This window comes from Serratia sp. 2C06, assembly GCF_050037615.1.
In the GTDB taxonomy this organism is placed as follows: Bacteria; Pseudomonadota; Gammaproteobacteria; order Enterobacterales; family Enterobacteriaceae; genus Serratia; species Serratia ureilytica.
The window spans coordinates 3,220,091-3,237,779 of record NZ_CP188299.1 but is presented as its reverse complement, the minus strand read 5'-3'; the positions used below and the strand labels follow the sequence as shown (position 1 = coordinate 3,237,779).

Here is a 17,689-nt window from a genome sequence, read left to right as displayed (position 1 = left end):
GTATAGATGCAGCCGCCGCACTTTATTTGCCGCCGCAACAATAAGTTCGTGCCGCGCCACCGGCGATTTTCGCCGTCTATTTGCGCAGTTCTGCGCCGCACGGCGCATCCGCCTCGCCACAGGCGTATTAGACGCTGGGTTTACCCTCAATTTTATGGCATGATCCGCGGCATTCGTTGTCATCGTTGTTACAGCCACGCCCGATCGTTACCGTTCGCGGCCGCCGCCGTTACCCTGGCGATACGCACAACCTTATACAGTAAGCCATGTACCGTTCACCGCGTTTACAGGAGTCATCGTGGCGAAGAATTATTATGACATCACGCTGGCCATGGCGGGTATCAGCCAGTCGGCGCGTTTGGTTCAGCAATTGGCCCATGAAGGGCAATGCGACCGCGAAGCGTTTCACACCTCGCTGAAAAGCCTGCTGCAGATGGACCCACCCTCTACGCTGGCGGTGTTCGGCGGCGAGGAGCGCAATTTGATGGTCGGCCTCGAAACCCTGATGGGCGTGCTTAACGCCAACAACAAAGGGCCGGGCGCGGAACTGACCCGCTACACCATCAGCCTGATGGTGCTGGAGCGCAAGCTCAACGCCAACAAACAGGCGATGAACACGCTCGGCGAACGCCTCGGCCAACTCGAGCGCCAGCTGGCGCACTTCGATCTTGAGTCGGACACCATCATCAGCGCGCTGGCCGGCATTTATGTCGACGTGGTCAGCCCGCTCGGGCCGCGCATCCAGGTGACCGGCTCACCGGCGATCTTGCAGAACCCGCAGGTGCAGGCCAAAGTTCGCGCCACGCTGCTGGCCGGCATTCGCGCCGCCGTGCTGTGGCAACAGGTCGGCGGCAGCCGCCTGCAGTTAATGTTTTCCCGTAATCGTCTGTTCAAGCAGGCGCAAAATATCGTTGCTCATTGTTAATCGATCCCAGGAGTTGCTACCGATGGAATTATCCTCACTGACCGCCGTTTCCCCCGTTGATGGACGCTACGGTGATAAAGTCAGCGCACTGCGCCCCATTTTCAGCGAATACGGTCTGCTGAAATTCCGCGTACAGGTTGAAGTACGTTGGCTGCAAAAACTGGCCGCCTGCGCAGAAATCAAGGAAGTTCCCGCTTTTGACGCCGACGCAAACGCTTTCCTCGACAAAATCGTCGCTGAATTCAACGAAGAAGACGCTCAGCGCATCAAAACCATCGAGCGCACCACCAACCACGACGTGAAAGCGGTCGAGTATTTCCTGAAGGAAAAAGTGGCGGCGGTGCCTGCGCTGCACGCGGTGTCCGAGTTCATCCACTTCGCCTGCACCTCCGAAGACATTAACAACCTGTCGCACGCGCTGATGCTGCAAAGCGCTCGTCAGGACGTGGTGCTGCCTTACTGGCGTAAAATCATCGATGCGCTGAAAGGGCTGGCGCTGGAATACCGCGATATCCCGCTGCTGTCGCGCACCCACGGCCAGCCGGCTACGCCGTCGACCGTCGGCAAAGAGTTCGCCAACGTGGCTTACCGCATGGAGCGCCAGTACCGCCAGCTGGAGCGTGTGGAGATCATGGGTAAAATCAACGGCGCGGTCGGCAACTACAACGCCCACATCGTCGCCTACCCGGAAGTGGACTGGCATCAGTTCAGCGAAGCGTTCGTGACCTCGCTCGGCGTCACCTGGAACCCGTACACCACCCAGATCGAACCGCATGACTACATCGCTGAGCTGTTCGACTGCGTAGCGCGTTTCAACACCATTCTGATCGACTTCGACCGCGACATCTGGGGCTACATCGCCCTGAACCACTTCAAGCAGAAGACCATCGCCGGGGAAATCGGCTCCTCCACCATGCCGCACAAGGTCAATCCGATCGACTTCGAAAACTCCGAAGGCAACCTGGGCCTGGCCAACGCCGTGCTGGGCCACCTGGCGGGCAAACTGCCGGTCTCCCGCTGGCAGCGTGACCTGACCGACTCCACCGTGCTGCGTAACCTGGGCGTGGGCCTGGGCTATGCGCTGATCGCCTATCAGGCCACCCTGAAGGGCATCAGCAAGCTGGAAGTGAACCAGGCGCACCTGCTGGACGAACTGGATCACAACTGGGAAGTGCTGGCCGAACCGATCCAGACCGTGATGCGCCGTTACGGCATCGAGAAGCCTTACGAGAAGCTGAAAGAGCTGACCCGCGGCAAGCGCGTGGACGCCGCCGGCATGCAGGCGTTCATCGACGGTCTGGCGCTGCCGGAAGAAGAGAAAACCCGTCTGAAGGCGATGACCCCGGCCAACTACATCGGCCGCGCCACCACCCTGGTCGACGAGCTGAAGTAAGCGCGTTAGACCCACAACGACAAGGCGGCCCGCGGGCCGCCTTGTTGCTTATTATTCGCCGCGCAACACCTGCAGCCGGGCTATCTGCCGCCCCTGCGCATCGAAGTTCTCGGCACTCAGCCAACGCGCCAGCGCCTGCCGCACCGTCGGCCAACGGTCAGCGGTGATGGCGAACCAGTCGGTATCCCGGCTGCGCCCCTTGACGATCACCGCAAAGCGGAAGTTGCCCTCGTAACGGAAACCAAAGCGCAGCGCGGCCTGGCGCGACGGCGCGTTGTGGCTGTCGCACTTCCATTCGCAGCGGCGGTAGCCCAGCGTATCAAAGGCGTAGCGCAGCAGCAGCGCGATGGCTTCGGTGGCGCTGGAGCGCTGTTTCATCAACGGCGACCAGCTGACGTGGCCGATCTCCAGCACGCCGTTGGCCTCGTCGATGCGCATCAGCGCCACCGTCCCCACCGGCGCGTCGCTGGCGGCGTCGAACACCGTCAGGTTGACCAGCGTCGGGTTGGCCTGCAGCGTCTCCAGATGCTGCAGCATCGCCGCCGGCGTATCGGGCCGTTCGATAGACAGATAGGTCCAGTCGCGGCCGTCCGGCGCCAGCTGGAAAGCATCGTACAGCGCGGCGTAATCCCGCTGCGGCTCGAGCGGCGCCAGTGAACAGAAACGCCCGCCGAGCGTTGCGCCGCCCGGGCGGCGAGCCGGCTGCCAATCCGGCATCGGTTCGCCAATCGGCTGACCATAACGATTCATTGCCATACGCGCCTCCTGCGGTTAACGGGTATAAACGATAAACGAACTTCTTCTGCCGATTTTGTCGTACAGCGAACGCGCCGGCGCGTTGTACTCCTGAGTCATCCAATAGACCCGATCGCTGCCGCGCGCCTCCGCCAGCCGATACGCCTGTTCGAACAGTTTTTCCGACACTTTATGGCCGCGCGCCTGCGGCGACACATAAAGATCTTCGATATAACAATAGCCCACCGCGCTCCAGGTGGACGGATGGAATACCAGGTTCATCAGCCCCAGCAGCCGGCCGTCGGCATCCTCCGCCACCAGCCCGTACACCTGTTCATCCTGCCCCAACCGTTCGAAGGTGCGATCGGTCACCTGCGGCGCCACGTCGGCGCGGTAGAAGTCGAGATAGCCCTGCCACAACGCCAGCCATTGCGCTCTGTCGTCGCCATTGATTCTGCGGATAGTCACTTCACGATTTGATGGGTTCATAGCACCTCACGGGGTTAAGATATTATTTCCATTAGGGAAATAACCGAATAGCGGCAGGATACACCGCGCAGCGACGGTGTAATACGGACCAATTCAAAACGCCGAGCAGACCAATTTTAACCGCCGTTTTCCCGCGGCAGCGCGTTGAACACCTGCGCCAGCGTGGCGATAAAGCGCACGATCTCGTCCGGCGCATAGGCCGAGAAACCGAGCACCAGCGCCCCGCGCTGCGGCGCGCCGGTGTAGAAATCCGCCAGGCCGTACAATCGTATTCCCCGCTCGGCCGCCGCCGTCACCAGCCGCCGCTCCGTCGCCGCATCCGCCAGCGGGCAAACCAGCTGCAGGCCACCCTGCGGCAAGGCCGGGCGCGTCCAGGGCGCGAGATGGCGATGTACCGCGTCGTACAGGACGTCCAGCCTCGCCTTGTACAGCGTGCGCATATTGCGCAGATGCTCGGCGTAGCCGCCCTCGTGCAGGCAGTGGAACAGCGTCATCTGCGCCAATGCCGACGTGTAGCCGTCCTGAAACTGCCTGGCGGCGACCAATGGCCGCACCAGCTGCGGCGGCGCGATCATGAAACCGATGCGCAGCCCCGGAAACAGCGTCTTGCTGAAGGTGCCGATGTACAGCGTGCGCCCGCCGCTGTCCAGCCCCTGCAGCGCCGCCTTGGTTTGTCGATCGTAGTTGAACTCGGCGTCGTAATCGTCTTCGATGATCCAGGCCCGCCGGCGCTGGGCCCACTGCAACAGCGCCAGGCGCCGCTCGAGGCTCAGCGAGTATCCCAGCGGGTAATGATGGGAAGGCGTGATGTAAACGCCCCGCCCGCCCCCCGAAGCCTGCATCAGTTGCCCGACGTCCAGCCCCTGCTCATCAATGCCGATCGGCCGCGCCTGCAGCCCCGCCGACTGCACCAGTTTTTTCGCCCCCTGGTAACCCGGCTCTTCGACGAATACCGCATCGCCGGGATCGAACAGCACCTGCGTGCACAGCGCCAGCGCCTGCTGAGAGCTGGTGACCACGATCACCTGCTCCGCCGTCGCCTTGACGCCCCGCTCCCGCTGCAAATAGTGCGCGATCTCCGCACGCAGCTCCGGCAAGCCCTGCGGATCGGCATACCCCAACAGCCGCTCGCCGTGCCGCCGCAGCGCCTGCTTTTCCCACTGCAGCCACGAATCGATGGGAAACGCCCGCAGATCAGCCAGCGAGGGCGTCAGCGACGCCTGACGGCTGGTGTGCGGCGTATGGCTGACCGCCAGCAACGCCCGGCCGCGATCGCTTAGCTCGCGTTCCGCCAGCCGCGCCTCCTGGCCCGCCTGCGTCGCCAGCAGTTCACGGCCGAGCAACGTATCGCAGCGATAGCGAACATAGCTGCCTCGCCCCACCGCCCGGCTGATGTATCCCTCCGCCTCCAGCCGCGCGTAGGTCTGCTCCACCGTATCGCGCGCCACCCCCAGCCGGGGCGCCAATGCGCGGCTTGGCGGCAGCTTCGCCCGCCACGGCAGTTCCCCGGCGGTGATGAGCCGCAACAGGGCCTGATGCAGCGCCGAACGTCGGGTCAGCCCCTGCTGACGCTGCTGGGTGAAGGCCGCCAGGATTGCCGCGTCGTCCGCGCAGGATGGGTGGTCACTCATGGGCTGTCTGTTTCTCCAAACTCGGGGCGATTGCACACTACTCTACCTTATTTCATCCCCTCGGCGGCGGCAGTTGCGCTGCCCGGCGAAATCCCCTTAAATAAGCCATTGCATTGAGGCTACAGGATTTCCGTCGGCTATGAGCAAGGAGACCAACCAGCGTCTGCTGGAAAAACTGCTGCAGGATCTGGCCAGCGCGGGCGCGATGCCGCTGTATCTGCGCTTTAACGCCTCGGTGCGCCAGGCCATAGAGCAAGGATTGCTGAACGCGGGGGATTTCCTGCCCAGCGAGCGTCTGTTTACCGAACGGCTCGGCATCTCGCGCATCACGGTGCGCAAAGCGCTGGCCTGCCTCGAACAGGACGGCATCATCGGCCGTTCGCGCGGTTACGGCACCTTTATCCAACCGCAACGGCCCGAGCCGAAGCTGTTCTATTCATTGGCGGACGTCAAAGGATTCTCGCGCGAGGTGATACAGCAAGGGCGCCGGCCGGACACGCAATGGATCAGCCGCGAACGGATGCCCGCCGGCGCTGAACTGGCTGAAAAGCTCCAGCTGGCGGCCGGTACGCCGATCTACAAACTCAAACGCATTCACTTGATCGATCGGCGGCCAATGTCGGTGGCGGTGTCCTACGTGGTGGTGACGGCAATTGCCAACGTCGACGAGATCGGCATTTCGCTGTACGACTACTTCCGGCGCAATAAGGTCGAGATGGGATCGCTGCGCAGCCAGGTCAGCGCGGCGATGGCCGACGACGATATCCGTCAGGCGCTGCGGCTCTCGGAGCCGATGCCGCTGCTGATTGTGCGCCAGACGCTGTTCGACCACCATAAAAAGCCGATCGAATACAGCGAAAGCTTCTGCCGCAGCGACATGTACGAATTTACCAGCGAAAGCTGATCCGTTGCGCCACGCGCTCGCTTACGCCTCGCCCTGTCGGCGGCGGCGAAAACGCGCGAACGCCTGAACGTAAGCCTCGATATCCAGCGGATTCACCCGTTTTAACTCCGCCAGCAATCCGGGTTCGATCGCTTCTGCGCCGTGCAGCGCGCCGCAAATCGCGGTGGCCATCGCGCCGATGGTGTCGGTGTCGCCGCCCAGATTGGCGCACAGCACGGCGCACCGGGTAGGATCGGTTTGCGCCAGCTGCACCATCGCCAGCGCCGCGGGCACCGACTCGATGGTGCTCACCCCGGCGCCGATCAGCTGATACACCCGTTCGGAGGCCTGCTCGGTGTCAGCGGCTTCATTCACCACCTGAAACGCCAGTTCGATGCGCGCCGCCAACGAAGGGCTGAACGTCGTCTCCTGCCGGCGCTGGGCATACTCCGCCACCTCCGGCAACGCCAAGCGAATCGAGGTCCAGTCCGCCCCCTCCACCGCCCGCGCGACGGCCCAGGCGATCGCCACGGCACCGGCGACGGCGATGTCGGATTTGTGCGTCGGGCTGGAAGCCAGCCACACCTGCTGGCAAAAATCCTCCAGCGGCGCGGAAGGCAGCACGCAGCCCAAAGGCGAAATGCGCATCGCCGCACCGTTGGTGATGCCGTTGTTTTCCAACTCGGCGATCGGCGTGCCCGCTTTCTGCTCGCTCAGCGCCAGTTTGGAACTGGGGCCGAGAATGTTCTTGTTGAAGGCGTCAAAACCGTCCACCCAGCGGATCACGTTGCGGGCTATCAGTTCCGGCACCACCTCGCCTTCCGCTTCCAGCAGCGCATCGGCCAGCGCCAATGCCATCGCGGTATCGTCGGTATATTGCCCGGCCTTGAAGTAGCAGGCGGCGGTGTTCTCCTTCGGCCCATCGAGAAAGCCGTCTATCCAGCCGAAGTGGCGCTTAACCCGCTCGCGCGGCCACAGCTCGGAAGGCATGCCGAGCGCGTCGCCCAGCATCTGTCCGTAAAGTGCGCCCGCTATGCGTTCTGCCTGGGTTAACTGCTTCATCCGTCGCTCCTGAAAAGTGTGCCGATACATCCATAATACCTTATTAGTACCTTTAAAGCTTTTCAAGCGGTCCGGTTCACCCTTCCGCCTACCGGCAATGCCCACCGCGTTTAAGGTGCGTTTAACGTTTCCCCGCCGCTGTTTATCCGACGTTTATCAGAGCTTGCCGATAATGTCGGCGAACAAATTGATAACGCTTATTTTAATACATTGCTTCGGCTCTCTTGCGGGCCGAGCGGGTTATACCTACCATAACCTCAGCATTTTTTGCCAAAATGGTTCAGGTGGCCGCGTTATCCCCTGACACGCCGCAGAGCGTGTTCCCTTTTATCGCGTGGGTGACAGGACGTTCACCCGCACAGTCACAGGAGTTCGCCATGCGAGTACTGGTTGTTGAAGATAATGGTTTGCTGCGCCACCACCTTTCCGTTCAGATGCGCGAGATGGGCCATCAGGTCGACGCGGCCGAAGACGCCAAGGAAGCCGATTACTTCCTGCAGGAACACGCGCCGGATATCGCCATCGTCGATCTCGGCCTGCCGGGCGAAGACGGCCTGAGCCTGATCCGCCGCTGGCGCGCACACCAGACCAAGCTGCCGATCCTGGTGCTGACCGCCCGTGAAAGCTGGCAGGACAAAGTGGCGGTGCTGGAAGCCGGCGCCGACGACTATGTCACCAAGCCGTTCCACCTGGAAGAAGTGATCGCCCGCATGCAGGCGCTGATGCGCCGCAACAGCGGCCTGGCTTCGCAGGTGATCGTGCTGCCGCCGTTCCAGATCGATCTGTCGCGCCGCGAACTGAGCGTTAACGATCAGCAAATCAAGCTGACCGCTTTTGAATACACCATCATCGAGACCCTGATCCGCAACGCCGGCAAGGTGGTGAGCAAGGATTCATTGATGCTGCAACTCTACCCGGACGCCGAACTGCGCGAAAGCCACACCATCGACGTGCTGATGGGCCGCTTGCGTAAAAAGGTGCAGGCGGAATACCCGCATGAAGTGATCACCACGGTACGTGGCCAGGGCTATCGTTTTGACGCGAAGTGAACATGATGTTCAACAAGAATAAAAAACCGTTTTCGCTGCGCGCCCGCTTCCTGATGGCGACCGCCGGGGTGATCCTGGCGCTGTCGCTCTCTTACGGTTTGGTGGCGGTCGTCGGCTACATCGTCAGCTTCGACAAGACCGCCTTCCGCCTGCTGCGCGGCGAGAGCAACCTGTTCTTCAGCCTGGCGCAGTGGAAAGACAACAAGCTCACCATCGCCATTCCCCCCGATATCGATCTCAACTTCCCGACGCTGGTGTTTATCTACGACGATAAAGGCAACCTGCTGTGGAGCCAGCGCAAAGTGCCGGAGCTGGAGAAACTGATCAACAAGGAGTGGCTGGAGGAGTCCGGCTTCTACGAAATCGACACCGACACCCGCGTCAGTAGCGAAGTGCTGGGGGACAACCCCAAAGCGCAAAACCAGCTGAAAGATTACGACGATACCGATCAGAACGCGCTGACCCACTCGGTGGCGGTCAACACCTATGCCGCCACGCCTCGGCTGCCGGCGCTGACCATCGTGGTAGTCGACAGCATTCCGCAGGAGCTGCAGCGATCCGACGTGGTGTGGGAGTGGTTCAGCTACGTGCTGTTGGCCAACCTGCTGCTGGTGGTGCCGCTGCTGTGGCTGGCGGCCTACTGGAGCCTGCGGCCGATCAAGGCGCTGGTCACTCAGGTGGGCGAGCTGGAGAACGGCGAGCGCGATCAGCTCGACGAAAATCCGCCCAGCGAGCTGCGCGGGCTGGTGCGCAACCTGAACATTCTGGTGCGCAACGAGCGCCAGCGTTACACCAAGTATCGCACCACCCTGTCGGATCTGACCCACAGCCTGAAAACGCCGCTGGCGGTGCTGCAAAGTACCCTGCGTTCGCTGCGCAGCGGCAAGCAGACTACCATCGAAGAAGCCGAGCCGATCATGCTGGATCAGATCGGCCGCATCTCGCAGCAGATCGGTTACTACCTGCACCGGGCCAGCATCAACTCCGGCCAGACGGTGTTGACGCGCGAGATCCACTCGGTGCCGGCGCTGCTCGACAGCCTGGTGGTGGCGCTGAACAAGGTTTATCAGCGCAAAGGGGTGGTGATCACACTGGACATCTCGCCGGAGGTGACCTTTATGGGCGAGAAGAACGACTTTATGGAAGTGATGGGCAACGTGTTGGAAAACGCCTGCAAATACTGCCTGGAGTTCGTTGAGATCACCTCGCTGCACTCCGAGAAAAACCTCACCATCGTCATCGACGACGACGGCCCGGGGATCCCGGAAAGCAAGCGCCAGCTGATCTTCCAGCGCGGCCAGCGGGTGGATACCCTGCGCCCCGGCCAGGGCCTGGGTTTGTCGGTGGCGGCGGAGATCATCGAGCAGTACGACGGCGAAATCGTCATCAGCGACAGCCCGCTCGGCGGCGCGCGCATGCAGGTGACTTTCGCCCGCCAGCACGACACCCACCACAACGAGTAAATTATGCCTTTGCGGCCCCGATCCACGGGGCCAAACTTCCGTTATAATCGCACTCAGGCTCACTCCTCTCTCCTGGAATAGAACATGGATTATCAATTAGACCTGGACTGGAACGATTTTTTGCAACGTTATTGGCAAAAGCGTCCGGTGATTCTGAAGCGCGGCTTCAAAAACTTTATCGATCCGATCTCCCCGGATGAGCTGGCCGGGCTGGCGATGGAAAACGAAGTGGACAGCCGCCTGGTCAGCCACCAGGACGGCCGTTGGCAGGTTGCGCACGGCCCCTTCGAGAGCTTCGACCACCTGAGCGAAAACAACTGGTCGCTGCTGGTGCAGGCGGTGGACCACTGGCATGAGCCTTCCGCAGCGCTGATGCGCCCGTTCCGCCAGTTGCCGGACTGGCGGATGGATGACCTGATGATCTCCTTCTCGGTACCGGGCGGCGGCGTCGGCCCGCACCTCGATCAGTACGACGTGTTCATCATTCAGGGCACCGGCCGCCGCCGCTGGCGCGTCGGGGAAAAAACGCCGCTGAAACAGCACTGCCCGCATCCGGATCTGCTGCAGGTGGAACCGTTCGACGCCATCATCGACGAAGAGATGGAACCGGGCGACATTCTCTATATTCCGCCGGGCTTCCCGCACGAAGGCTACGCGCTGGAAAACGCGCTCAACTACTCGGTGGGCTTCCGCGCACCGAACGGCCGCGAGCTGGTGAGCGGCTTCGCCGACTACGTGCTGGCGCGCGAGCTGGGCAGCAAGCGCTACGGCGATCCGGACGTTAAACTGCGCGAACACCCGGCGGAGATCCTGCCGCAGGAAGTGGACGCCTTACGGCAGATGATGCTGGATCTGGTGCAACAGCCGGAACACTTCCAGCACTGGTTCGGCGAGTTCATCTCCCAGTCGCGCCACGAGCTGGATCTGGCGCCGCCGGAGCCACCGTATCAGGCCGGGGAAATCTACGAGCTGCTGCAACAGGGTGAAGCGCTGCAGCGCCTGGGTGGGTTGCGCGTGCTGCGCGTCGGCGATCGCTGCTTCGTCAACGGCGAGCTGATCGACACCGACCAGCTGCAGGCCGCAGACGCCCTGTGCCAAAACTTTAGCGTCGATGCCGCCCTGCTCGGCGACGCGGTGGACGACCTGTCGTTCCTGGCGCTGCTGACCGCGCTGGTCAACAGCGGGTATTGGTACTTTAACGACTGATTGCCGTCACACGAACAAGCCACCCTGCCGGGTGGCTTTTTTTATGCCTGCCGCGCCTGCGCGCGATAATCCGCCAGTTCACCCGCCGCCATGCCCGCCTGCTCCGCCGCCGCACAAATCTGCCGCCAGGTATTGGCATCGATCGGGATGCCCTGCTCCAGCCGCGCCGCGCGGTTGGCCTCTTCCCACTCTCCCGGGACGGCGATCGGCTGTTCGCCGCTCGGCGGCGAAGCTTTCACCCAGCCTATAAAGGCTTCGGCCTCGGCCTGCATTTGCGGGGCGTCGAAGGCCTGAGGATCGAGGATCAGGGTCGTCATGCAGTTGAAGATGGCGTCGCTGTCGGCTTTCAGCGTGGCGTCGTGGGTGGTGCGGCCGCCGGAGAGCGCGCCGCCGAGGATTTCGCACATCGCCGCCAGCGCATAGCCTTTGTGCAAGCCGAACGGCAGCAGCGAACCGAACGGCGCTTCGTGCATCACTTTCGGTTCGGTGGTCGGCTGCCCGTGTTCGTCGATCAGATAGCCCGGCGCCACCGACAGCCCTTTGTTATAGGCCACCCGGGTCTTGCCGAAGGCGATACCGCTGGTGGCAAAATCCAACAGCAGCGGCGTGCGGCCCGGCCGCGGGAAAATGGCGCAGAACGGGTTGGTGCCGAAGCGACGATCGCTGCCGCCGAACGGCGCCACCATCGGATCGCCCACCACGTTGACGAAGTGAATCGAAATGAAACCGGCGCGAGCGCACTGCTCCGCCCAATGGCCGATACGGCCGATATGGTGCGCGTTGTGCAGCGCCACCGCCGCCAGGCCCAGCTTGCCGGCGCGTTCAATGCCCAGCGCCATTGCTTCGCTGGCCACCACCTGACCGAAACCACGCGCACCGTCGAGCGTCAGCACCGCGCCGGCGTCGCGCACCACCTCGGCATGCTGATTGAGCTGCAATTGCCCCTGCGCCAACGACGCCATGTAGCTGGGGATCATGCCGACGCCGTGCGAGTCGTGCCCGGCCAGATTGGCCTGCACCAGATGTTCGGCCACCAGCTCGGCTTCACGCGCCGTGCTGCCGGCCTGGCGCCAAATCTCCTGAACGAACTGCGCCAAATGCGGGCTGGCGATACGGTATTCGGTGCTCATCATGCGGTCCTTATGCGTGGGGAATAGGCTTCCACACTATGAGCAACGCCTTGTTACGGCAAGCGATTATGCCGATCGCAAGCGTCCCGTTTACCGCGCCCGCTCGGCGGCCAGCGCCGCGATGCGCATGATCACCGCCACCGCTTGCTCCATGCCTTCCAGGGTCACGAATTCGTGCTTGCCGTGGTAGTTGTAGCCGCCGGTGAACAGGTTCGGGCACGGCAGGCCGCGGAACGACAGCTGCGCGCCGTCGGTGCCGCCGCGGATCGGCTTCATCACCGGTTCGATGTCGCAGTCGCGCATCGCCTGCTGCGCCAGCGCGATCACATGCGGGTGCTCCGCCACCTGTTCGCGCATGTTGTAATAGCTGTCTTCGATGCTCACTTCGATATAACAATCGCGCGGCAGGCCTTTGCCGACCTCGCGGGCGATGTCCACCATCTTGCGCTTGCGCGCTTCAAACCCCTCGCGCTCGAAGTCGCGCAGGATATAGTGCATTTCGGCGCGCTCTACGCTGCCCTTGATGCTGCTGAGATGATAAAAGCCCTGGTAGCCTTCGGTGGTCTCCGGCGCTTCGTCCGCCGGCAGCGCCTGATGAATGCAGGTAGCCAGCGACAGCGCGTTGACCATCACGCCCTTGGCGCTGCCGGGATGCACGCTGTTGCCGAGGATTTTGATCGTCACCGAGGCGGCGTTGAAGTTCTCGCACTCCAGCTCGCCGACGCCGCCGCCGTCCACGGTATAAGCCCATTCGGCATTGAAGGCCGCCACGTCGAACAGCTGCGCCCCCTTGCCCACCTCCTCGTCCGGGGTGAAGGCCACGCGGATGTCGCCGTGCGGGATTTTGCGCGCACGCAGGCGCACCATGGCGGTGAGGATCTCGGCGATGCCGGCCTTGTCGTCGGCGCCCAGCAGCGTTTTGCCGTCGGTGGTGATCAAGGTCTGCCCCAGCATCTGGTGCAGGATCGGGAACATCACCGGCGACAGCACTTCATCGCCGATGCCGAGCGCGATGTCGCCGCCGCGATAGTTCTCGACGATCTGCGGATTGACGTGTTTGCCGCTGAAATCCGGCGAGGTATCCAGATGGGCGATAAAACCGACCGCCGGCACCGGCCAGGCGACGTTGCCCGGCCAGGTGCCCATCACGCAGCCGTGTTCGCTGAGCGACACCCGCTCGAAGCCGAGCGCGATCATTTCCTGCTGCAACGCACGCGCCAGCTTCAACTGCCCGTCGGTGCTCGGCACATGCTTTACGTTCGCTTTGGACTGGGTGTCGAAAGAGACGTAGTTGAAAAAGCGGTCAAGTAATTTGTCCATGGTAGCGGCCCCTCAGAATATCGCGTTTCATTATGCGGAACCGATCAGGATCAAATATTGCGTCAGGTCATTTTTAACCAGAATTCGCCAATATCATTAATCTTTGTGATGATTTCTGAGGGAAATAACACTGTCATCACAGGGTCATTTGTCGCTATCATGATGAAAAACGCGGCATCTGGGCCGGATCGGCTTTCAATTCCGGCATTCAGCGTCTATCATGCGCGCTCGAAAAATTTCCATTGGCGCAACTGGTTTGAGCTTCATTTGATCAGCGGGCATTCCGCAAGCTCCGGCAGTCTTTTCCAGTTGCGGTTCTATCTGCATTAGCCCACGGGATAGAGTAATACGATAAATGACTGAGACATCCTCTCTGACTCCCCTTGTTGAACTGCATGCCCTGAGCAAAGCGTTCGATGGCAAAACCATCATTGCCGATCTCGAACTGGCGATTAACCACGGCGAATTCCTCACCATTCTCGGCCCCTCCGGCTGTGGCAAAACCACGGTGCTGCGCCTGATCGCCGGTCTTGAAGACGCCGATCGGGGCCGCATCGTGCTCGACGGCCAGGACATCACCGCCATTCCGGCCGAACATCGCCACGTCAACACCGTGTTTCAGAGCTATGCCCTGTTTCCGCACATGTCGGTGTTCGACAACGTCGCCTTTGGCCTGCGCATGCAAAAGGTGCCGGCGGCAGAACTGACGCCGCGCGTCGAAGAGGCGCTGCGCATGGTGCAGCTGGATGCGTTCGCCAAGCGGCGGCCGGGCCAGCTCTCCGGCGGCCAACAGCAGCGCGTGGCCATCGCCCGCGCAGTGGTCAACAAGCCGAAGGTGCTGCTGCTGGACGAATCGCTGTCGGCGCTGGACTACAAGCTGCGCAAACAGATGCAGAACGAGCTGAAGGCGCTGCAGCGCAAGCTGGGCATCACCTTCGTGTTCGTCACCCACGATCAGGAAGAAGCGCTGACCATGTCGGATCGCATCGTGGTGATGCGTGAAGGCCGCATCGAGCAAGACGGCACGCCGCGTGAGATCTACGAAGAGCCGAAGAACCTGTTCGTCGCCAGCTTTATCGGCGAGATCAACATCTTCGACGCGGTGGTCTTGCAGCGCCTCGATGCGCAGCGGGTGCGCGCCAACGTCGAAGGCCGCGAGTGCGACATCTATGCCGATCTGCCGGTAGAGCCGGGCCAAAAGCTGAAGGTGCTGCTGCGCCCGGAGGATCTGCGGGTAGAAGAAGTGAACGACAGCGCGCAGCACGACGGGCTGATCGGCTACGTGCGCGAACGCAACTACAAAGGCATGACGCTGGAGTCGGTGGTTGAGCTGGAGAGCGGTAAAACGGTGATGGTCAGCGAGTTCTTCAATGAAGACGATCCGGACGTCGACCACTCGCTCAACCAGAAGATGGCGGTGACCTGGGTTGAAAGCTGGGAGGTGGTGCTGGCCGATGAAGAAATCGCGTAAAGTCTTCCAGAATGTGGTGATCGTCGGCGTCGTCGCCTGGCTGCTGCTGTTCGTGTTCATGCCGAACCTGATGATCATCGCCACCAGCTTCCTGACCCGCGACGACGCCAACCTGGTGCAGATGGTGTTCACGCTGGATAACTACCGGCGCTTGTTCGATCCGCTGTATGCCCAGGTGCTGCTGCACTCGCTGAACATGGCGCTGATCGCCACCCTGTGCTGCCTGGTGATCGGCTATCCGTTCGCCTTTATTCTGGCGCGCTTGCCGCAGAAGGTGCGGCCGCTGCTGCTGTTTCTGCTGATCGTGCCCTTCTGGACCAACTCGCTGATCCGCATCTACGGCCTGAAGCTGTTTCTCAGCACCCGCGGCTATCTCAACGACGCGCTGCTGTGGATCGGCGTTATCGACAAGCCGCTGCGCATCATGTACACCTCGGAAGCGGTGATCCTCGGCCTGGTATATATCCTGCTGCCGTTTATGGTGATGCCGCTCTACTCCAGCATCGAAAAGCTCGATAAATCCTGCCTGGAGGCGGCGCGCGATCTCGGCGCCAGCAAGCTCCAAACCTTTATCCGCATCATCGTGCCGCTGACCATGCCGGGCATTATCGCCGGCTGCCTGCTGGTGGTGCTGCCGGCGATGGGGCTGTTCTTCGTCGCCGATCTGATGGGCGGAGCCAAAAACCTGCTGATCGGCAACGTGATTAAAAGCCAGTTCCTCAATATCCGCGACTGGCCGTTCGGCGCGGCCACCAGCATCTGCCTGACGCTGGTGATGGGGCTGTTGCTGCTGGTCTATTATCGGGCCGCCCGCCTGCTGAACAAGAAGGAGGATCTGGCATGATCGGACGTCTGCTGCGCGGCGGCTTTATGACGCTGGTATACGCCTATCTGTATATCCCGATCGTCATCCTGATCGTCAACTCCTTCAACGCCTCGCGCTTCGGCATCAACTGGCAAGGGTTCACCACCAAGTGGTACAGCACGCTGCTCAACAACGACAGCCTGTTGCAGGCGGCGGGCCACTCGCTGACCATGGCGGTGCTCTCCGCCACCTTCGCCACGCTGATCGGCTCGCTGACCGCAGTGGCGCTGTACCGCTACCGCTTCCGCGGCAAACCGTTCGTCGGCGGCATGCTGTTTGTGGTGATGATGTCGCCGGACATCGTGATGGCCATCTCGCTGCTGGTGCTGTTCATGTTGCTGGGCATTTCGCTCGGCTTCTGGTCGCTGCTGTTCTCGCACATCACCTTCTGCCTGCCGTTCGTGGTCGTGACCGTCTACGCGCGCCTGAAAGGCTTCGACGTGAAGATGCTGGAAGCCGCGCGCGATCTCGGCGCAAGCGAGTTCACCATCCTGCGCAAAATCATCCTGCCGCTGGCGATGCCGGCGGTGGCGGCCGGTTGGCTGCTGAGCTTCACCCTGTCGATGGACGACGTGGTCGTCTCCTCCTTCGTCACCGGGCCGAGCTACGAGATTTTGCCGCTGAAGATCTATTCGATGGTGAAAGTCGGCGTCTCGCCGGAGGTTAACGCGCTGGCCACCATTTTGCTGCTGCTGTCGCTGACGCTGGTGATCGCCAGCCAGTGGGTGATGCGCGATCGCTCGCCCAAGGCCGAGTAATCCTTCCCGCCGGGCGCTGCGGCGCCCGTCTCTTTCATTGACCACAATGATATGAAAGCGGCCTTTGGTGATGGCTCTGACTCGGTTAACCCGCTGATTTGCCGCTGGGATAACCGCCTTTACCCACCCCGCCCCGGCCCCTATAATGGCCCCTTTCTGGGGTATGGCGCGGCCGAAAACGGCGGCTCATACGGGTTCGGCTCACTACTGCTGAAGGATACACTGCATGAAAAAGTGGTCACATCTGCTCGCAGCCGGGATGATGGCGCTGAGTTTCTGCTCTGCAAACGCCTCTGACGGCAAAACGCTGTATTTCTATAACTGGACTGAATACGTCCCGCCGGGGCTGCTGGAGCAGTTCACCAAAGAAACCGGCATCAAGGTGATTTATTCCACCTATGAATCCAACGAAAGCATGTACGCCAAGCTGAAGACCTACAAGGACGGCGCGTACGATCTGGTGGTGCCTTCCACTTACTTCATCGCCAAGATGAGCAAGGAAGGCATGCTGCAAAAAATCGACAAGAGCAAGCTCAGCCACTTCAAGGATCTCGATCCTACCCTGCTGAACAAGCCGTTCGATCCCAACAACGACTACTCCATCCCTTACATCTGGGGCGCCACCGCCATCGGCGTTAACAGCGACGCGCAGGATCCGTCCACCGTCACCTCCTGGGCCGATCTGTGGCAGCCGCAGTACAAAGGCCGTCTGCTGCTGACCGACGATGCGCGCGAAGTGTTCCAGATGGCGCTGCTCAAGCTGGGCTATTCGGGCAACACCACCGATCCGAAAGAGATCGAAGCCGCCTACCGCGAACTGCAAAAATTGATGCCGAACGTGCTGGCCTTCAACTCCGACAACCCGGGCAACCCGTTTATGGAAGGGGAAGTCAACGTCGGCATGGTGTGGAACGGTTCGGCCTTCGTGGCGCGCCAGGCCGGCACGCCGCTGGAGATCGTCTGGCCGAAGGAAGGTGGGATCTTCTGGATGGACAGCCTGGCCATTCCGGCCAACGCGCGCAACGTCGAGGGGGCGCTGAAGCTGATCGACTTCCTGCTGCGGCCGGAAATCGCGGTGCAGGTGGCGGAAACCATCGGTTACCCGACGCCGAACCTGGCGGCGAAGAAGCTGCTGTCGCCGGAGATCGCCAACGATCCGTCTCTCTACCCGGATAAGACGGTGATTGAGCACGGCGAGTGGCAAAACGACGTCGGCGACGCCAGCACGCTGTACGAAAGCTACTTCCAAAAGCTGAAAGCCGGGCGCTAACACGCCCGCCATCCCATCAGGGCGCGCATTGTGCCCTGA

At 61.7% G+C, this 17,689-nt stretch carries 17 protein-coding genes; 11 read left to right on the top strand and 6 right to left on the bottom strand.

What is annotated here, in order from left to right; all coding sequences use genetic code 11:
• The first annotated feature begins 298 nt into the window (after window positions 1-298).
• Both hflD and purB read left to right on the top strand, forming a co-directional pair.
• Window positions 299-925, top strand: a complete 627-nt coding sequence (hflD, locus tag ACP3TA_RS16060) for a high frequency lysogenization protein HflD (protein ID WP_033642780.1) — start codon at window positions 299-301, stop codon at window positions 923-925.
• A 22-nt stretch (window positions 926-947) separates the two neighbouring features.
• Complete coding sequence (gene purB / locus ACP3TA_RS16055; protein WP_033642779.1) at window positions 948-2,318, top strand: adenylosuccinate lyase; 1,371 nt, start codon at window positions 948-950, stop codon at window positions 2,316-2,318.
• Between the two features lie 51 nt (window positions 2,319-2,369).
• On the opposite strand, the gene ACP3TA_RS16050 is transcribed toward purB, so the two are convergent.
• From ACP3TA_RS16050 to ACP3TA_RS16040, 3 genes are all read right to left on the bottom strand, one after another.
• Window positions 2,370-3,074: a GNAT family N-acetyltransferase gene (locus ACP3TA_RS16050; RefSeq protein ID WP_033642778.1), complete on the bottom strand. Its 705-nt coding sequence runs from the start codon at window positions 3,072-3,074 to the stop codon at window positions 2,370-2,372.
• Window positions 3,075-3,089: 15 nt separating this feature from the next.
• Complete coding sequence (locus ACP3TA_RS16045) at window positions 3,090-3,542, bottom strand: GNAT family N-acetyltransferase (protein ID WP_033652064.1); 453 nt, start codon at window positions 3,540-3,542, stop codon at window positions 3,090-3,092.
• A 116-nt stretch (window positions 3,543-3,658) separates the two neighbouring features.
• Complete coding sequence (locus tag ACP3TA_RS16040; protein WP_069100058.1) at window positions 3,659-5,173, bottom strand: PLP-dependent aminotransferase family protein; 1,515 nt, start codon at window positions 5,171-5,173, stop codon at window positions 3,659-3,661.
• A 139-nt stretch (window positions 5,174-5,312) separates the two neighbouring features.
• On the opposite strand from ACP3TA_RS16040, the gene ACP3TA_RS16035 reads away from it, so the two are divergent.
• Window positions 5,313-6,077 carry a GntR family transcriptional regulator gene (locus tag ACP3TA_RS16035; RefSeq protein WP_426784374.1) on the top strand — a complete coding sequence of 255 codons (765 nt, stop codon included), beginning with the start codon at window positions 5,313-5,315 and terminating at the stop codon, window positions 6,075-6,077.
• A 21-nt stretch (window positions 6,078-6,098) separates the two neighbouring features.
• Here the strand turns inward: ACP3TA_RS16035 and ACP3TA_RS16030 are convergent, their stop codons facing one another.
• Window positions 6,099-7,118 (bottom strand): ADP-ribosylglycohydrolase family protein, encoded by a 1,020-nt coding sequence (locus ACP3TA_RS16030; RefSeq protein WP_308342717.1) that lies wholly within the window; start codon window positions 7,116-7,118, stop codon window positions 6,099-6,101.
• A gap of 377 nt (window positions 7,119-7,495) precedes the next feature.
• On the opposite strand from ACP3TA_RS16030, the gene phoP reads away from it, so the two are divergent.
• The 3 genes from phoP to ACP3TA_RS16015 all read left to right on the top strand — a co-directional run bounded on the left by phoP (window position 7,496) and on the right by ACP3TA_RS16015 (window position 10,836).
• Window positions 7,496-8,167: a two-component system response regulator PhoP gene (gene phoP, locus ACP3TA_RS16025; RefSeq protein WP_004941169.1), complete on the top strand. Its 672-nt coding sequence runs from the start codon at window positions 7,496-7,498 to the stop codon at window positions 8,165-8,167.
• Between the two features lie 5 nt (window positions 8,168-8,172).
• Window positions 8,173-9,630, top strand: coding sequence for a two-component system sensor histidine kinase PhoQ (phoQ, locus tag ACP3TA_RS16020; protein ID WP_060440708.1), 1,458 nt, complete (start codon window positions 8,173-8,175; stop codon window positions 9,628-9,630).
• A gap of 84 nt (window positions 9,631-9,714) precedes the next feature.
• Entirely contained in the window at window positions 9,715-10,836 is a 1,122-nt protein-coding gene (locus ACP3TA_RS16015; RefSeq protein ID WP_426784373.1) for a JmjC domain-containing protein, read from the top strand.
• Window positions 10,837-10,877: 41 nt separating this feature from the next.
• On the opposite strand, the gene ACP3TA_RS16010 is transcribed toward ACP3TA_RS16015, so the two are convergent.
• Window positions 10,878-11,966, bottom strand: coding sequence for a malate/lactate/ureidoglycolate dehydrogenase (locus tag ACP3TA_RS16010; protein ID WP_426784372.1), 1,089 nt, complete (start codon window positions 11,964-11,966; stop codon window positions 10,878-10,880).
• Between the two features lie 90 nt (window positions 11,967-12,056).
• Complete coding sequence (pepT, locus tag ACP3TA_RS16005) at window positions 12,057-13,286, bottom strand: peptidase T (RefSeq protein WP_342121277.1); 1,230 nt, start codon at window positions 13,284-13,286, stop codon at window positions 12,057-12,059.
• Window positions 13,287-13,343: 57 nt separating this feature from the next.
• Between pepT and ACP3TA_RS16000 the strand changes: the two genes are divergently transcribed.
• From ACP3TA_RS16000 to potD, 5 genes are all read left to right on the top strand, one after another.
• Complete coding sequence (locus ACP3TA_RS16000) at window positions 13,344-13,616, top strand: hypothetical protein (RefSeq protein WP_126179550.1); 273 nt, start codon at window positions 13,344-13,346, stop codon at window positions 13,614-13,616.
• A 25-nt stretch (window positions 13,617-13,641) separates the two neighbouring features.
• Window positions 13,642-14,757, top strand: a complete 1,116-nt coding sequence (gene potA / locus ACP3TA_RS15995) for a spermidine/putrescine ABC transporter ATP-binding protein PotA (RefSeq protein ID WP_060419354.1) — start codon at window positions 13,642-13,644, stop codon at window positions 14,755-14,757.
• Window positions 14,741-15,601, top strand: a complete 861-nt coding sequence (gene potB / locus ACP3TA_RS15990; RefSeq protein ID WP_049272004.1) for a spermidine/putrescine ABC transporter permease PotB — start codon at window positions 14,741-14,743, stop codon at window positions 15,599-15,601. The genes potA and potB overlap by 17 nt, the downstream gene beginning before the upstream one ends.
• Window positions 15,598-16,380, top strand: coding sequence for a spermidine/putrescine ABC transporter permease PotC (potC, locus tag ACP3TA_RS15985; protein WP_033642769.1), 783 nt, complete (start codon window positions 15,598-15,600; stop codon window positions 16,378-16,380). Before potB ends, potC begins: the two co-directional genes overlap by 4 nt.
• A gap of 226 nt (window positions 16,381-16,606) precedes the next feature.
• Window positions 16,607-17,650 carry a spermidine/putrescine ABC transporter substrate-binding protein PotD gene (gene potD, locus ACP3TA_RS15980; protein WP_033642768.1) on the top strand — a complete coding sequence of 348 codons (1,044 nt, stop codon included), beginning with the start codon at window positions 16,607-16,609 and terminating at the stop codon, window positions 17,648-17,650.
• The last annotated feature ends 39 nt before the right edge of the window (window positions 17,651-17,689 follow it).

Bases quoted from the DNA above. Each gene is read 5' to 3' on its own strand.
- pepT (WP_342121277.1), bottom strand. From the start codon at position 13,286: ATGGACAAATTACTTGACCGCTTTTTCAACTACGTCTCTTTCGACACC.
- potB (WP_049272004.1), top strand. From the start codon at position 14,741: ATGAAGAAATCGCGTAAAGTCTTCCAGAATGTGGTGATCGTCGGCGTC.
- ACP3TA_RS16035 (WP_426784374.1), top strand. From the start codon at position 5,313: ATGAGCAAGGAGACCAACCAGCGTCTGCTGGAAAAACTGCTGCAGGAT.
- ACP3TA_RS16015 (WP_426784373.1), top strand. From the start codon at position 9,715: ATGGATTATCAATTAGACCTGGACTGGAACGATTTTTTGCAACGTTAT.
- ACP3TA_RS16045 (WP_033652064.1), bottom strand. From the start codon at position 3,542: ATGAACCCATCAAATCGTGAAGTGACTATCCGCAGAATCAATGGCGAC.
- ACP3TA_RS16010 (WP_426784372.1), bottom strand. From the start codon at position 11,966: ATGAGCACCGAATACCGTATCGCCAGCCCGCATTTGGCGCAGTTCGTT.
- potC (WP_033642769.1), top strand. From the start codon at position 15,598: ATGATCGGACGTCTGCTGCGCGGCGGCTTTATGACGCTGGTATACGCC.
- ACP3TA_RS16040 (WP_069100058.1), bottom strand. From the start codon at position 5,173: ATGAGTGACCACCCATCCTGCGCGGACGACGCGGCAATCCTGGCGGCC.
- phoP (WP_004941169.1), top strand. From the start codon at position 7,496: ATGCGAGTACTGGTTGTTGAAGATAATGGTTTGCTGCGCCACCACCTT.
- purB (WP_033642779.1), top strand. From the start codon at position 948: ATGGAATTATCCTCACTGACCGCCGTTTCCCCCGTTGATGGACGCTAC.
- phoQ (WP_060440708.1), top strand. From the start codon at position 8,173: ATGTTCAACAAGAATAAAAAACCGTTTTCGCTGCGCGCCCGCTTCCTG.
- ACP3TA_RS16030 (WP_308342717.1), bottom strand. From the start codon at position 7,118: ATGAAGCAGTTAACCCAGGCAGAACGCATAGCGGGCGCACTTTACGGA.
- ACP3TA_RS16050 (WP_033642778.1), bottom strand. From the start codon at position 3,074: ATGGCAATGAATCGTTATGGTCAGCCGATTGGCGAACCGATGCCGGAT.
- potA (WP_060419354.1), top strand. From the start codon at position 13,642: ATGACTGAGACATCCTCTCTGACTCCCCTTGTTGAACTGCATGCCCTG.
- potD (WP_033642768.1), top strand. From the start codon at position 16,607: ATGAAAAAGTGGTCACATCTGCTCGCAGCCGGGATGATGGCGCTGAGT.